The following is a 15,570-nucleotide window of genomic DNA, read 5'->3' as shown; positions in this document are numbered from 1 at the left end:
GTTTAAGTCGGGGCCAAGTATCAGCAGGCCGTGTGAACACTCTATGGCTGAAATATGACAATTGGATGAAAGGCCACTATTGAGTGTCTAGCGTTGTACCGCGTGATCGTTCATCGCGAGCAGGCTCGCTCCCACAGGGGATTTGCGGCGTACACAAAACCGGTGGGAGCGAGCCTGCTCGCGATGGGGCCAGTGCAGTCGATGCAAAGCGTTGGCCTAACGCCCCTTCTTCCAAAGATACCCACCCACCGCAATCCCCACGCCGCACAGCACGGCCACATAATAGGCAGGCCCCATCGGGCTTTCTTTCAGGAGCAGGCTGACAATCATCGGCGTCAAACCGCCGAAGATCGCGTAGGCGACGTTGTACGAGAACGACAAACCGCTGAACCGCACCACGGGCGGGAACGCTTTGACCATCACGTACGGCACCGCCCCTATCGTGCCCACCAGAAAACCGGTCAATGCGTACAGCGGGAACAGCCAGTCCGGGTGATCTGCCAGGCTGTGATAAAACGTCCAGGAACTGACCAGCAGCCCGGCGCAACCGATTGCAAGTACTTTGCCCGCGCCGATGCGGTCCGCCAGGGCGCCGGCGATGATGCAGCCGATGCTCAGGAACAAGATCGCGATGCTGTTGGACTGCAGCGCCGTGGTTGGCGAAAAGTGGTAGACCGTCTGCAGCACAGTCGGCGTCATCAGGATCAGCACCACGACACCGGCGGACAGCAACCAGGTCAGCAGCATCGAAATCAGGATCGCCCCGCGATGATCACGCAACACGGCGCGCAGCGGCACCTCTTCCGCCAGGGCTTTACGCAATTGCAGCTCGGCGAACACCGGTGTCTCGTGCAGCCAGCGACGCAGGTACACCGAGAACAGGCCAAACACACCGCCCAGCAGGAACGGGATGCGCCAGGCGTAATCCGAGACTTCCGCCGGTGTATAAATGCTGTTGATCGCCGTCGCGACCAGTGAGCCCAGCAGGATGCCCGCCGTCAAGCCACTGGTCAGGGTGCCGCAGGCGTAGCCTATGTGTCGCTGCGGTACATGTTCGGAAACGAAGACCCACGCGCCCGGCACTTCACCGCCGATCGCCGCGCCCTGAATCACCCGCATCAGCAGCAACAGGATCGGCGCCCACATGCCGATCTGCGCATACGTCGGCAGCAAACCCATGATCAGGGTCGGTACCGCCATCATGAAGATGCTCAGGGTGAACATCTTCTTGCGCCCCAGCAAATCACCGAAATGCGCCATGACAATGCCGCCCAGCGGCCGCGCCAGGTAGCCGGCGGCGAAGATGCCGAAGGTCTGCATCAGCCGCAGCCACTCTGGCATGTCCGCCGGGAAGAACAGCTTGCCGACCACCGTGGCGAAGAACACGAAAATGATGAAGTCGTAGAACTCCAGCGCGCCGCCCAGGGCGGACAGCGATAAAGTCTTGTAGTCATTGCGGGTCAATGGACGCGCGGGCTGTGTCGGTTGCGCGACGCTCGAGGGCGCTGTGGTCATGGCAAGGGCTTCTCTTATAGTCGAATCTGCAACCCCGACAACGCTGGCCGAGGCTTGGGCAGGTCCGGCACGATAACAAATTGTTCGAAAAAGCACATGAAGGTGCGTAATAGACGGTCAAAATCAGAACCGGACGGTCGTCTCGGAGTCAACCGACCGATATACTCGCGGTCCTGCAACAGTTTGAAAGGGTTGCTGTGCGAAAACGCCTGCCCGCTTCACAGGCGATTTCGCAGAGTTTCCCTTCAGGCGCCTTACGAAAAACACTACGAACAGCGTATGTTCGGGGCTGGATCGTTTTTCCAAGACGGCTACTTATCCGCAATACCAATGAAGAGTCACGGGTCAGAGGCACCCCCGGCATGATAGAGCTCGAACAAGAAGATCCAATCCCGCAAGGCGACCTGGCCCTGCAAATTACCGCGCTCCCTCGCGAAACCAATGGCTTTGGCGATATTTTCGGTGGCTGGCTGGTGGCGCAGATGGATCTGGCCGGCACCGCAATGGCCAGCAAAGTGGCTGGCGGGCGCGTGGCGACGGTTGCCATCGATCGCATGGCGTTTCTGGTCCCGGTGGCCGTCGGCGCCCAACTCTCCTTTTATACCCAGGCGCTGGAAATCGGCCGTAGCTCGATCCAGATGATGGTTGAAGTGTGGAGTGACGATCCACTGTCCAGCGAATGGCGCAAAGTGACCGAAGCGGTGTTCGTGTTTGTCGCCATCGATGGCAGCGGTCGCACCCGTTCCGTGCCGTCCAGAGCTCGTTAAACCAGGCAGCGTTAAACGCAGCGACCGTTTCGCGGTCCATTGCAGTCATTGTTCCTGATCGAGAGTTGCCCCCATGAGCACGCCCAACGTTGAAGCCATGAAACTGGATGACCTGAACTGCTGGCGCATTCGCCACGGTCAGGCGGAATTGCTGGTCGCCCAACAGGGCGCGCACATCCTCAGTTATCAGCTGGCCGGCCAGCCGCCGCTGATCTGGCTCAACGACGAAGCTGTGTTCAAGACCGGCAAAAGCATCCGCGCCGGTGTGCCAGTGTGCTGGCCGTGGTTCGGCAATCTCGCGCGCAACCCGCAAAGCGTTCAAGCGATGCGCGTCAGTCATGAGGAGCCGCCGGCTCACGGCCTGGTACGCGCGATGGACTGGGAACTGGGCAGCATCGAAACCGAAGGTGAGAGCCTGAAAGTGGAGTTCGTCCTGCCCTACCCCGAAGGCGGCTTGCCGGGCTGGCCGCACCAAGTGGACTTGAAGCTCAGCATCCGTCTGGACGAACAACTGCACATCAGCCTGACCAGCCTTAATCAAGGCGCCAACGAGGTCACCATCAGCCAGGCATTGCACAGCTATTTCGCCGTCAGCGATGTGCGCAATGTGCATGTTGAAGGCGTGAGTGGCCTGAGTTACATCGAGACGCTGGAAGACTGGAAGCTCAAGCCTCAGGTCGGTGACTTGCGGTTTACCGGCGAGACTGACCGGATCTATCTTGATACGCCTGCGCTGCTGAGCATTGTTGATCCGGCGTGGGAACGGCGCGTCGAGCTGACCAGCAGCGGATCGCGTTCGGCCGTGATCTGGAACCCATGGATTGATCGCGCGGCGGCGTTCAGCGATATGGCGGATGACGGTTGGCAGCGGATGCTGTGCATCGAGACGGCGAATGTGATGGATGACGTGGTCACGCTGGCGCCGGGCGCGAGTCATACCCTCGGGGTCAGCATCGGTAGCAAGCCTCTGTAAGCAACACCGCAAAACCAAAGTAGGAGTGAGCCTGCTCGCGATAGCGCCGGGTCAGCCGACTCAAGTGTCGACTGACTCCGCCCCATCGCGAGCAGGCTCACTCCTACATTTTGATCGTTGCAGGCTGCTACAAATCCGATTCCTGCACCACTCTGACTGTCGCCGCATCCAGCGCATACGCCGCGTCAGCCAGGTCATTGCTGACCTTCTCTACTTTCAGCGTGCCCGTTACCCACAACGGCGTGTAGATATCCTCCAGCTTCAATCCCTTCGGATAACGCACCAGCACCAGTTGGTTAGGCGGTGGCGGTGGCACGTGGATGCAGGCGCCCGGGTAGGGCACGAGGAAGAACAAGGTGCTGCGTCCTTCAGCATCGGACTCCAGTGGCACCGGATAGCCACCCAGACGAATATTCCTGTCGTTCATCGACGCCACGGTTTTTGTCGAATACATCACGGCCGGCAAACCCTTGCTCTGCTTCATGCCACCTTTTTCGGTAAAGGTGCCGTTGGCTTCGGGCGAGTCGTGATCGATTTCGGGCATGGCCTCGAGGGCCTTCTGGTCCGACTTGGGCATCAGCTCCAGCCAGTCGGTTTCTGGCAGGTCGCCGGCGTGGGCATAGCCCGAACCCAGTAAAAGGAAGGTCAGTAAAAGATGGCGCATGAAGGTGCTCGGCAGAAGAAAGGACTGTAAAACGCCGAGCATTCTAGCCCTCCCCGCGCGTTTGGCAGAGAGGGCTTTGTCGCCTGGATCAGCGCTTCTTGATCAAACCGTAGATCACCAGCAGCACCACGGCGCCAACCAGCGCACCCAGGAAGCCTGCACCTTCGCCCGCGCGATAGATGCCCAGCGCCTGGCCGCCATATGTAGCCGCCAGCGAACCGCCGATACCGAGCAGGATGGTCATGATCCAACCCATGCTGTCATCACCCGGTTTCAGGAACCGGGCCAGCAGGCCGACGATCAAGCCGATAAAGATGGTTCCGATAATTCCCATGACATTCCCCTCTGATTGATTAGCTATGCGAAAGCCTAGTCAGACTTTGGCATCCTGCCATGAGAGAACGGCGGCCCCGGAATGGTTCCGCCGATGTCTGCAGAAACTATTCGGCGATGAGCGCTTCGACCTTGAGGATCTGCTCAGCCAGGGTTTCACGGTTTGCACAACGCAGGTTGGCGTGACCCACCTTGCGGCCGACCTTGAAGGCCTTGCCGTAGTGATGCAAATGGCAATCGGCGATGGCCAGGACCTTTTCGGTGTCTGGCACTTTACCGATGAAGTTGAGCATCGCGCTCTCGCCGACCTTGGCGGTCGAACCCAGCGGCAAGCCGGCCACCGCCCGCAGGTGGTTTTCGAACTGGCTGCATTCGGCGCCTTCGGTGGTCCAGTGCCCGGAGTTGTGCACGCGCGGGGCGATTTCGTTGGCCTTGAGGCCGCCGTCAACTTCAAAAAACTCGAACGCCATCACGCCGACATAATTCAGCTGTGTGAGCACGCGGCTGGAATAATCTTCCGCGAGCGCTTGCAGCGGATGATCGGTACTGGCCACGGACAGCTTGAGAATGCCGCTGTCATGGGTGTTGTGAACCAGCGGATAGAACTTCGTTTCACCATCGCGAGCACGTACAGCGATCAGCGACACTTCACCGGTGAAGGCCACGAAGCCTTCCAGCAGGCAGGCAACGCTGCCCAGTTCGGCGAATGTGTCGACCACATCTTCAGGCTTGCGCAGGACTTTCTGGCCCTTGCCGTCGTAACCCAGCGTGCGGGTTTTCAGCACGGCGGGCAGACCGATCGCAGCTACTGCGGCGTCCAGATCAGCTTGCGACTGAATGTCGGCGAACGCAGGCGTCGGGATGCCCAGGTCCTTGAACATGCTTTTCTCGAACCAGCGATCACGGGCGATGCGCAGCGCTTCGGCGCTCGGGTAGACCGGCACGAATTGCGAGAGGAATGCGACGGTTTCCGCCGGGACGCTTTCGAACTCGAAGGTCACCAGATCGACTTCATCGGCCAGCTGACGCAGGTGATCCTGATCGCCGTAATCGGCTCGCAGGTGTTCGCCCAACGCGGCTGCGCAAGCGTCTGGCGCAGGGTCCAGAAAAGCGAAGTTCATGCCCAGCGGAGTGCCCGCCAGCGCCAACATGCGACCCAACTGGCCGCCACCGATTACACCGATCTTCATCGTCAACAACCTCAGGCGATGCGTGGGTCTGGATTGTCCAGAACGCTGTCTGTCTGCTCAGCGCGGAAGGTTTTCAGCACCTCGTGGTACTGCGGATGCTTGGCGCCCAGGATGCTCGCCGACAGCAGCGCGGCGTTGATCGCGCCGGCCTTGCCGATGGCCAGGGTGGCAACCGGGATACCCGCTGGCATCTGCACGATGGAGAGCAGCGAATCGACGCCCGAGAGCATTGACGACTGCACCGGAACGCCCAGCACCGGCAGGTGGGTTTTGGCCGCACACATGCCTGGCAGATGGGCCGCGCCACCGGCACCGGCGATGATCACCTCGATGCCACGCGCTTCGGCCTCTTCGGCGTACTGGAACAGCAGGTCCGGGGTGCGGTGGGCAGAAACCACTTTCACCTCGTAAGGGATGCCGAGCTTTTCCAGCATATCGGCGGTGTGGCTAAGGGTGGACCAATCGGACTTGGAGCCCATGATCACGCCAACCAGTGCACTCATCGTCGTGCCTCTTCTCTCTGGGCGCCCGCAGGCGCGTCAAAAAACAACAAGCCACGCAAAAAAGCGTGGCTTGTTGTACGAATTTTGGCCAGTCGAGCCGGCCGAAGGCCGCGCAGTATACCGCAATGAAGCCAATAAACAGCCCCCATAGCGACCATCTGTCATACGGCGCAAAAGCCCGGTTTTATTGACTGGAAGGTCAGGCAAAACACCACCACCCCTGTAGGAGCCGGCTTGCTGGCGATCCAGTCAACGCGGTGTGACAGAAGGACCGTATCGACTGGATCGCCAGCAAGCCGGCTCCTACAGTCCGGTGGGTGTCTGGGCCGCACCGCCTTCCAGCTTGCGCCACAACAACCGCACATTCGCCTTGCGCACCAGCGCGCAGCGGTACAAACGAATCTCCAGCGGCACATGCCATTGCGGCCCACCGCAGACCACCAGTTCACCGCGCGCCAACTCCGCCCGCACGCTGAGCTGCGGCACCCAGGCGATCCCCAACCCTTCCAGCGCCATGCTTTTCAGGCTGTCGGCCATGGCGGTTTCGTAAATGGTGGTGAAGCGCAGCCCGCGCTGGCGCAGCAACAGGTTCACCGAACGCCCGAGGAATGCTCCGGCGCTGTAAGCGAGCAACGGCACACTGGCGTCGCCTTCCAGATCGAACAGCGGCTTGCCGTCGGCGTCCGCAGCGCAGACCGGCAGCATCTCGGTCTGACCGAGGTGTAGCCACGGGAAGATTTCCGGGTCCATCTGCATCGCTGCATCCGGGTCATAGAAGGCCAGCATCAGATCGCAGCCGCCCTCGCGCAGGGCATGCACAGCATCGCCGACGTTGGTGGCCACCAGACGCGTCGCGATGTTCAGGCCTTCATTGCGCAACTGTGCGATCCAGCGCGGAAAGAATCCGAGCGCCAGAGAATGCGCGGCAGCGACCTGCATCACCTCGCCTTGCCCGCCTTCCAGGTGATGAAGATGACGCAGCACTTCCCCGAGTTGTTCGACCACGGTTCGCGCCGTCACCAGAAACAATTGCCCCGCCGCGGTCAGCTCGATCGGCGTGCGCGAGCGGTTGACCAGTTGCAACCCCAGCGCGGCTTCCAGGCTACGGATACGCCGACTGAACGCCGGTTGCGTGACGAAACGCCGCTCGGCCGCCTGGGAGAAGCTGCGGGTGGCGGCCAGAGCACTGAAGTCCTCAAGCCATTTACTTTCCAGATTCATCACGTCCTCCCGGACACGCACCAAATGAGGTCACACGCTCGCCGCGATCACGGCGTCACATGGGCATTATGCCGAATGTGCATAGGCCAGTGTTTAACAGCATTGGCCGAAAAATCTCTACAAGCCTAGCATTTGCAGTGTTCCGGCACAGACCGGGTTCTTATCGAGATGATTTCTATCATGTCCTCCGCTGCATCATTCCGCACAGAAAAAGACTTGCTTGGCGTACTTGAAGTACCGGCTCAAGCGTATTACGGCATCCAGACCCTGCGAGCGGTGAACAACTTCCGTCTCTCCGGCGTCCCGATTTCGCATTACCCGAAGCTGGTCGTCGGCCTGGCGATGGTCAAACAGGCCGCCGCTGACGCCAACCGTGAGCTGGGTCATCTGAGCGAAGCCAAGCACGCTGCCATCAGCGAAGCCTGTGCACGATTGATCCGCGGCGACTTCCACGAAGAGTTCGTGGTCGACATGATTCAAGGCGGCGCCGGCACTTCAACCAACATGAATGCCAACGAAGTCATCGCCAACATCGCGCTGGAGGCCATGGGTCACCAGAAGGGCGAATATCAATACCTGCACCCCAACAACGACGTGAACATGGCGCAGTCGACCAACGACGCCTACCCGACCGCGATCCGTCTGGGTCTGCTGCTCGGGCACGATGCTTTGCTGGCCAGCCTCGACAGCCTGATTCAGGCATTCGCCGCCAAAGGTGAAGAATTCGGCCACGTGCTGAAGATGGGCCGTACCCAACTGCAGGATGCGGTGCCGATGACCCTCGGTCAGGAATTCCGTGCCTTCGCCACCACGTTGGGCGAAGACCTGGGGCGCCTGAAAACCCTCGCTCCGGAGCTGCTGACCGAAGTGAACCTGGGTGGCACCGCGATCGGCACCGGCATCAACGCTGACCCGCGTTATCAGCACCTGGCCGTTCAGCGTCTTGCCTTGATCAGCGGCCAACCGCTGGTGCCTGCCGCCGACCTGATCGAAGCCACGTCCGACATGGGCGCTTTCGTGCTGTTCTCCGGCATGCTCAAGCGCACCGCGGTCAAGCTGTCGAAGATCTGCAACGACTTGCGCCTGCTGTCCAGCGGCCCACGCACCGGTATCAACGAAATCAACTTGCCGGCGCGTCAGCCAGGCAGCTCGATCATGCCCGGCAAGGTCAACCCGGTCATCCCGGAAGCGGTCAACCAGGTCGCGTTCCAGATCATCGGCAACGACCTGGCGCTGACCATCGCGGCCGAAGGCGGCCAGCTGCAACTGAACGTGATGGAGCCGCTGATCGCGTTCAAGATCTTCGACTCGATCCGCCTGCTGCAACGCGCCATGGACATGCTGCGCGAACATTGCATCGTCGGCATCACCGCTAACGAAGCACGCTGCCGTGAGCTGGTCGAACACTCGATCGGCCTGGTCACCGCGCTGAACCCGTATATCGGCTATGAAAACGCCACCCGCATCGCCCGCATCGCGCTGGAAAGCGGCCGCGGCGTGCTGGAACTGGTGCGTGAAGAAGGTTTGCTCGACGAAGAAATGCTCGCCGACATCCTGCGCCCGGAAAACATGATTGCTCCGCGTCTGGTTCCGCTTAAAGCCTGAACCGACACGTTACCTGTAGCACCGCTCACCAGGTCGAGGGACTAGACACCTCTCACCTTTTGAGGGCTTGGGGATTTATTCCCCGGGCCCTTTTTTTTATCCGCAGCACCGCAACGCCTGTAGGAGTGAGCCTGCTCGCGATCGCGGTTGTCCATTCAACATTGTTGGCGACTGACATACCGCTATCGCGAGCAGGCTCGCTCCCACAGGAAAGCATCGGTATAGTGCCGCCCCTCTTCGTATGAGCGGTCGTCGGTAACGAGGCTTTAACCCATGCGATACCCGAACTAACAACAAACCCGCGATTTGGAACCGGGACGAAACCTCTGCCTCGCCTGTTTTGCCGTGCGCAAACCGGTGTAACACGATGTTTCTGCCTATCCAGCTTCTGCTTACATAAAAAACAGCGAGGAATACTCCATGCTCGAAGTCATCAACGGCTTCCTCTCAGAGAAAGTACTGATCGTGCTCATTGTCGGGCTCGGTGGTTACTTCACGATCCGCTCGCGTTTCGTACAGCTGCGTCACTTTTTCCACATGTTCGCGGTGTTCCGCGACAGCCTGAAAAGCAGCGCCGGTCAGCTCAGCTCGTTTCAGGCGCTGATGCTCAGCCTTGCCGGTCGCGTCGGTGCGGGCAACATTGCCGGTGTCGGCATCGCCGTCACCATGGGTGGCCCGGGCGCGGTGTTCTGGATGTGGGTGACCGCGCTGGTCGGCATGTCCAGCAGCTTCTTCGAATGTTCCCTCGGCCAGCTCTACAAGCGCTGCGATAGCGACGGCAGTTATCGCGGCGGCCCGTCCTACTACATTCAGCATGGTTTGCAAAAACGCTGGCTGGGCATGGTCATGGCGTTCCTGCTGCTGGTGACCTTCGGGTTTGCCTTCAACGGTCTGCAATCTCACGCGGTGACTCACTCGCTGCAGGACGCTTTCAAACTTGACCCGACTTACTCCGGTGCGGCGCTGGCCGTGTTGCTGGGGTTGGTGTTTTTCGGCGGGATCAAGCGCATTGCCAAGGTCGCAGACCTGCTGGTACCGGTGAAAACCCTGGTGTACATCGGCGTGACCGTTTACGTGATCGTGCTGCAATTCGACCAGGTTCCGGCGATGCTGATGACCATCGTCAGAAGTGCCTTTGGCCTGGATCAGGCTTTCGGCGGGCTGATCGGCAGCGCGATCATCATGGGCGTTAAGCGTGGCGTGTTCGCCAACGAAGCTGGCCTGGGCAGCGCGCCAAACGTGGCCGCCGTGGCGTCGGTCGAGCACCCGGTGGCGCAGGGTGTGGTTCAGGCGTTCAGCGTTTTTCTCGATACGTTCGTGATCTGCACCTGCACCGCGTTGTTGATTCTATTGTCGGGTTTCTACACCCCGGGCTTCGAAGGCGACGGCATTGCCCTGACACAGAACTCGCTGGCCGCCGTGGTCGGTGACTGGGGCCGCAGCTTCATCTCCGTGGCGCTGTCGTTGTTCGTGTTTACCTCGATCCTCTACAACTACTACCTGGGCGAGAGCAACCTGCGTTTCCTGATCGGTGAAAACCGCGCGGCGCTGATGGCTTATCGCGCCCTGGTACTGGTGCTGATCTATTGGGGCGCCATCGAAAACCTTGGCACAGTGTTCGCGTTTGCCGACATCACCATGACCCTGCTGGCGTTCGTCAACCTGATCGCACTGTTCCTGCTGTTCAAGATCGCCATGCGCGTGCTGCGTGACTACGATGACCAGCGCGCCGCTGGCGTCAAGACGCCGGTGTTCGATTCGAGCAAGTTTCCTGATCTGGACCTGGACCTGAACGCCTGGCCGGCCAACCCGCCTGCTGCCGCAGTCAAGGCTGATGTCGAGTCGCAAGGCATACCCGCAGCGCAACGCTGATCGGTTAAAGTGCGCAAAATCCCTGTGGGGGCGGGCTTGGTCTGGGCGGCATTCCGACGAAGCGTTGTATCAGTCGACACCCATGTTGAATGAAACAATGTATTCGTCGGAATGCCGCCCAGACCAAGCCCGCTCCCACAAGACGTCATCGTTCTCGGAGCACCTCCATGAATTCCTCGACCTACCCAGCCGCCCAACACGTCATGGTGCTCTACACCGGGGGCACCATCGGCATGCAGGCCAGCGCCAACGGCCTGGCCCCGGCGTCCGGATTCGAAGCGCGGATGCGCGAGTATCTGCACAGCCAGCCTGAGCTGGCGGTGCCGCAGTGGCGCTTTCGCGAGATGTCGCCGCTGATCGACAGCGCCAATATGAGCCCGGCGTATTGGCAGCAGCTGCGTGAAGCGGTGGTCGATGCGGTTGATGTACAGGGCTGCGACAGCGTGCTGATCCTGCACGGCACCGACACCCTCGCCTACAGCGCGGCGGCCATGAGTTTCCAGTTGCTCGGCCTGCACGCTCGCGTGGTGTTCACCGGTTCCATGCTGCCGGCCGGCGTGGCTGACAGCGACGCATGGGAAAATCTCGGTGGTGCGCTGGTCGCTCTGGGCCAGGGCGTGGCACCGGGCGTTCACCTGCATTTCCACGGCGAATTGCTCGATCCGACCCGCTGCGCAAAGGTGCGCAGTTTCGGCCGTCATCCCTTCAAGCGGCTGGAGCGTCAGGGCGGCGGTATCAAAGCAACGAGCCTGCCGCCGCAGCTCAACTACAACCAGCCCGGGCAAATGGCGAACGTCGCGGTGCTGCCGCTGTTTCCCGGCATCGGCGCCGAGCTGCTGGATGCTGTGCTCAACAGCGGTATTCAGGGCCTGGTGCTGGAGTGCTACGGCAGCGGGACTGGACCGAGCGACTATCCCGAGTTCCTCGCCGCTCTTTCGCGAGCGCGCGATAACGGTGTGGTGGTGATTGCCGTTACGCAATGCCATGAAGGCGGCGTGGAGCTGGATGTCTACGAAGCCGGAAGTCGCCTGCGCGGTGTTGGCGTTTTGTCCGGTGGCGGCATGACCCGTGAAGCGGCATTCGGCAAGCTGCATGGGTTGTTGGGGGCCGGACTTGAGATCACTGAAGTGCGACGCCTGGTCGAACTCGACCTCTGCGGCGAACTCAGCTGACTTCACACTGATCGCGTCCCAGAGGCATTCCCACGCAGACGGTTCGACGTGGAAACGATCAACACAACACCTACCCTGTGGGAGCGAACCTGCTCGCGATAGCAGTCGACCATTCAACATTAATAGTGGCTGATACGACGCTATCGCGAGCAGGCCCGCTCCCACAAGGATCTGCGTCGGGCACATAACTTGCTGCCGTTCCAGCATCCCAGTGCTGGAACATCCCATGCTCCACTCCCACCTCACCACTCTCAACGCCGTTTCCCTGGTGCTCAACACCTTCAAGGCCGAAGGCTTGCCCAGCGAAGCACTGCTGGCAGGCAGCGGCATCAGCCCGGCGGATTTACACCGTGCGGACACGCGCATCACCACCAATCAGGAGATGCAGGTCTGCGCCAACGCCGTCGCGCTCAAGCGTGACATTGGCCTGGAACTGGGTCGGCGCATGCACGTTTCCTCGTACGGCATACTTGGCTACGCGCTGCTCACCAGTGCCACCTTCGGTGACGCTTTGCGGTTGGCGATGCGTTATCCGGCGCTGTTGGGAACACTTTTCGAACTGAGCCTTGAGGAGGATGGCGAGCGTGTCTGGTTTGTCGCTGCCGATTACCGGGAAAACCCGGCACTGGCGGTGTTCAACGCCGAGTTTTGTCTGGTATCGCTGAAAGTCATCTGCGACGACCTGCTCGGGCATTCGTTGCCGCTGGTGAGTGCGCGCTTCGAACACACCGCGCCCGATTATCAAGCGAGCTACAGCGAGCACTTCAATTGCCCGCTGCACTTCGGCGCGCCGGACAACGCCTTCGCTTTCGACAGACAGTGGCTTGATCAGCCTCTGCCGCTCGCCGACGCGATCACTCATCAGGCCATGATCGAGCGCTGCCGCAAACAGAACACTGAATTCACCGGCCGCCAGCTGTGGCTCGGGCGAATCCGCCAGTTACTCAGTGCGCAGTTGAATGCCGCGCCCGGCCTCGAAGGCTTGGCCGAACAGATGAACTGCTCGGCGCGCACCCTGCGACGGCACCTCAAGGAACTGGGCTGCAGTTATCAGGAACTGCTCGATGAACTGAGGTTCGAGCAGGCCAAGTACATGCTCTGCGAAGAGCACATGCCGATCTATCAGATCGCCGAGGCGCTGGGCTTCAGCGAGACCGCGAGTTTCCGCCATGCGTTTGTACGCTGGAGTGGCGTGGCGCCGAGTCAGTTCCGTCCGTAATAAGCTCCGTAGGAGCCGGCTTGCTGGCGATCCCTTCAACGCGGTGTATCAGATACAGCGCGCTCTCATTTTTTCGCCAGCAAGCCTGCTCCTACAAAAAAGTGCACCTAAGGGAGGCATGTTTGCGCCAACAAGGGGCGAATTTCGGTCAAACGTTTTGGCCATATCAATCCCCTTTTGGCCTCTCCTGCCGTTCTCTTCGAAGCTGTGCGCCGCAAGACTGTGGTCAACCGAATCAGCCTGCGGAGAACAAGAAAATGCTGACGATCTACTCGGACGATCACCACCTGCACCATGGCCGTTGTGAATTGATGGACGGGCAACTGATGCCCTGCTTCGAAATGCCGTCGCGCGCCGATCACGTGCTGCAACGCGTACAGACCCAGAACCTCGGCCCCGTGCAGGCACCCACGGATTTCGGCGTGGACCCCATCGCGCGCGTTCACAGCCGCGAGTACCTCGACTTTTTCAAAGGCGCCTGGGCGCGCTGGACCGAGTTCAACACCGACGGCGATTTGCTGCCCTACACCTGGCCGGCCCGCACCCTGCGCCGAATCATGCCGACCAGCCTGCACGGCCAACTCGGTTATTACAGCTTCGACGGCGGTGCGCCGATCACCGCTGGCACCTGGCAAGCCGCCTACAGTGCAGCGCAAGTCGCCCTCACTGCCCAGGCTGAAATCCAGCGTGGCGCGCGCAGTGCTTTCGCGTTGTGCCGTCCACCGGGTCACCACGCCGCCAGCGATTTGATGGGCGGTTATTGCTACCTCAACAACGCCGCCATCGCCGCTCAAGCGTTCATTGATCAAGGCCACAAAAAAGTCGCAATCCTCGACGTCGATTACCATCACGGCAACGGCACGCAATCGATTTTCTACGAGCGCAGCGACGTGCTGTTCACCTCGATCCATGGCCATCCGGAAGCCGAGTTTCCGTTCTTCCTCGGTTACGACGACGAGCTCGGCGAAGGGCCGGGTGAAGGCTTCAACTTCAACTACCCTTTGCCCGCCGGCTCGGGCTGGGACACGTGGAGCGCCGCGCTCGATCAAGCCTGCGAGGAAATCGAGAAGTACGCTGCAGACATCGTCGTCGTGTCCTTGGGTGTCGATACGTTCAAGGATGACCCGATCTCGCAATTCAAGCTCGACAGCCCAGATTACCTAGCCATGGGCGCACGCATCGCCAAGCTCGGCAAACCGACCCTGTTCGTGATGGAAGGCGGCTACGCTGTGGAAGAAATCGGCATCAATGCCGTGAACGTTCTCGAAGGTTTTGAAAGCGCCCACTGAGGAATGAAAAGAATGAAAAGACTCAAGCGTTTTATCGCGCCGGCGCTTTGCGCTGCGGTGCTCAGTAGCGCGGTGCAAGCTGAAGAGCGAACGTTGCGCGTGCTCAACTGGTTCGACTACATCACGCCCAAAGCGCTGGAAGACTTCAAGGCGCAGAACACCCAGACCAACCTGATCTACGACATCTTCGACACCAACGAGGCGCTGGAAGCCAAGCTGCTGACCGGCAACTCCGGCTATGACGTGGTGGTACCTTCCAATGTGTTTCTTGCCAAGCAGATCGAGGCTGGAGTATTCCAGCCGCTGGATCGCAGCAAGTTGCCGAACTGGAAGCACCTCGATCCCAAGCTGATGAAGTTGATCGAGGCCAACGACCCGGGCAACAAATTCGCCGTGCCGTACATGTACGGCACCATCCTGATTGGCTTCAACCCGGACAAGATCAAAGCCGCGCTCGGCGACAATGCGCCGGTGGACAGTTGGGACCTGATCTTCAAGGAAGAGAACCTCAGCAAGCTCAAGCAGTGTGGCGTCGCCCTGCTCGATTCACCGTCGGAAATCCTGCCGCTGGCCCTGGCGCATCTTGGCCTCGACCCAAACAGCAACAAGCCTGCGGATTACGAGAAAGCTGAGGCATTGCTGATGAAAATTCGGCCATACGTCACCTACTTCCACTCCTCCAAATACATGGCCGACATCGCCAACGGCGACATCTGTGTGGCCGTCGGTTATTCCGGCAGTTTCTCCCAGGCCGCGAACCGCGCCAAGGAAGCCAAAAACGGCGTAACCGTCGACATGCGCCTGCCGAAAGAAGGCGCGCCGATCTGGTTTGACATGCTCGCCATCCCGAAAGGCGCGAAGAACCCGCAAGACGCCTACACCTTCATCAACTACCTGCTGCAACCGCAGGTGATCGCGCCGGTCAGCGATTTTGTCGGTTACCCGAACCCGAACAAGGACGCCACTGAAATGGTCAACCCGGCGATTCGCAACAATCCGAACCTGTACCCGACCGAGGCGGCGATGGGCACGCTGTACACCTTGCAACCATTACCACGCGACGCCGAGCGGGCTCGCACCCGGGCCTGGACCAAGATCAAATCCGGGACCTGATCCAAAGGTGAAATGACAAAACTGGAGCAGGCGTCAGTGGCGCCCGCTCCTTTTTTAGCCCGTGATAATTAGTTACCGCACTTCAGGCCGTGCCGCCTTTTACCTTCGATGCCATCGCCAGGAATTCATCCTGA

14 protein-coding genes are annotated in these 15,570 nt (G+C 60.3%); 8 read left to right on the top strand and 6 right to left on the bottom strand.

Translation table 11 applies throughout. From position 1 onward, the window contains the following. Positions 1-216: 216 nt before the first annotated feature. Entirely contained in the window at positions 217-1,515 is a 1,299-nt protein-coding gene (locus ACYZTS_RS07615) for an MFS transporter (RefSeq protein WP_028620426.1), read from the bottom strand. A gap of 362 nt (positions 1,516-1,877) precedes the next feature. Between ACYZTS_RS07615 and ACYZTS_RS07610 the strand changes: the two genes are divergently transcribed. Together ACYZTS_RS07610 and ACYZTS_RS07605 are read left to right on the top strand one after the other, a co-directional pair. After that, positions 1,878-2,282, top strand: a complete 405-nt coding sequence (locus ACYZTS_RS07610; RefSeq protein WP_003176975.1) for an acyl-CoA thioesterase — start codon at positions 1,878-1,880, stop codon at positions 2,280-2,282. A 73-nt stretch (positions 2,283-2,355) separates the two neighbouring features. Continuing rightward, positions 2,356-3,255, top strand: a complete 900-nt coding sequence (locus tag ACYZTS_RS07605) for a D-hexose-6-phosphate mutarotase (protein WP_461995101.1) — start codon at positions 2,356-2,358, stop codon at positions 3,253-3,255. Between the two features lie 127 nt (positions 3,256-3,382). On the opposite strand, the gene ACYZTS_RS07600 is transcribed toward ACYZTS_RS07605, so the two are convergent. From ACYZTS_RS07600 to ACYZTS_RS07580, 5 genes are all read right to left on the bottom strand, one after another. Next, positions 3,383-3,919, bottom strand: a complete 537-nt coding sequence (locus tag ACYZTS_RS07600) for a DUF3299 domain-containing protein (protein WP_461996374.1) — start codon at positions 3,917-3,919, stop codon at positions 3,383-3,385. Between the two features lie 88 nt (positions 3,920-4,007). After that, complete coding sequence (locus ACYZTS_RS07595) at positions 4,008-4,253, bottom strand: GlsB/YeaQ/YmgE family stress response membrane protein (protein ID WP_028620423.1); 246 nt, start codon at positions 4,251-4,253, stop codon at positions 4,008-4,010. A gap of 106 nt (positions 4,254-4,359) precedes the next feature. Continuing rightward, entirely contained in the window at positions 4,360-5,442 is a 1,083-nt protein-coding gene (locus ACYZTS_RS07590) for a 5-(carboxyamino)imidazole ribonucleotide synthase (protein ID WP_461995099.1), read from the bottom strand. 11 nt (positions 5,443-5,453) lie between these two features. Beyond that, the gene (purE, locus tag ACYZTS_RS07585) at positions 5,454-5,945 is read right to left on the bottom strand and encodes a 5-(carboxyamino)imidazole ribonucleotide mutase (RefSeq protein ID WP_028620421.1); all 492 of its coding nucleotides are present in this window, start codon (positions 5,943-5,945) and stop codon (positions 5,454-5,456) included. Between the two features lie 303 nt (positions 5,946-6,248). Beyond that, a complete protein-coding gene (locus ACYZTS_RS07580) occupies positions 6,249-7,166 on the bottom strand; it encodes a LysR substrate-binding domain-containing protein (protein WP_461995097.1) in 918 nt (305 codons plus the stop codon). Positions 7,167-7,346: 180 nt separating this feature from the next. Here ACYZTS_RS07580 and aspA point away from each other — a divergent pair, with 180 nt between their 5' ends. The 6 genes from aspA (at position 7,347) to ACYZTS_RS07550 (ending at position 15,436) form a co-directional block, all read left to right on the top strand. Further along, on the top strand, positions 7,347-8,771 hold the full coding sequence (gene aspA, locus ACYZTS_RS07575; protein ID WP_461995095.1) for an aspartate ammonia-lyase: 1,425 nt from the start codon (positions 7,347-7,349) through the stop codon (positions 8,769-8,771). 420 nt (positions 8,772-9,191) lie between these two features. After that, entirely contained in the window at positions 9,192-10,643 is a 1,452-nt protein-coding gene (locus ACYZTS_RS07570; protein ID WP_461995093.1) for an alanine/glycine:cation symporter family protein, read from the top strand. Positions 10,644-10,810: 167 nt separating this feature from the next. Next, positions 10,811-11,815 carry an asparaginase gene (locus tag ACYZTS_RS07565; protein WP_461995092.1) on the top strand — a complete coding sequence of 335 codons (1,005 nt, stop codon included), beginning with the start codon at positions 10,811-10,813 and terminating at the stop codon, positions 11,813-11,815. A gap of 226 nt (positions 11,816-12,041) precedes the next feature. Beyond that, positions 12,042-13,034 carry an AraC family transcriptional regulator gene (locus ACYZTS_RS07560; RefSeq protein WP_461995090.1) on the top strand — a complete coding sequence of 331 codons (993 nt, stop codon included), beginning with the start codon at positions 12,042-12,044 and terminating at the stop codon, positions 13,032-13,034. A gap of 257 nt (positions 13,035-13,291) precedes the next feature. Then, a complete protein-coding gene (locus ACYZTS_RS07555) occupies positions 13,292-14,323 on the top strand; it encodes a histone deacetylase family protein (protein WP_461995088.1) in 1,032 nt (343 codons plus the stop codon). Positions 14,324-14,335: 12 nt separating this feature from the next. Continuing rightward, the gene (locus tag ACYZTS_RS07550) at positions 14,336-15,436 is read left to right on the top strand and encodes a polyamine ABC transporter substrate-binding protein (RefSeq protein WP_461995086.1); all 1,101 of its coding nucleotides are present in this window, start codon (positions 14,336-14,338) and stop codon (positions 15,434-15,436) included. The last annotated feature ends 134 nt before the right edge of the window (positions 15,437-15,570 follow it).

The organism is Pseudomonas sp. TMB3-21, from assembly GCF_054898145.1.
The sequence above is the reverse complement of the archived record's forward strand: the minus strand, read 5'-3'. Positions and strand labels throughout refer to the sequence as shown.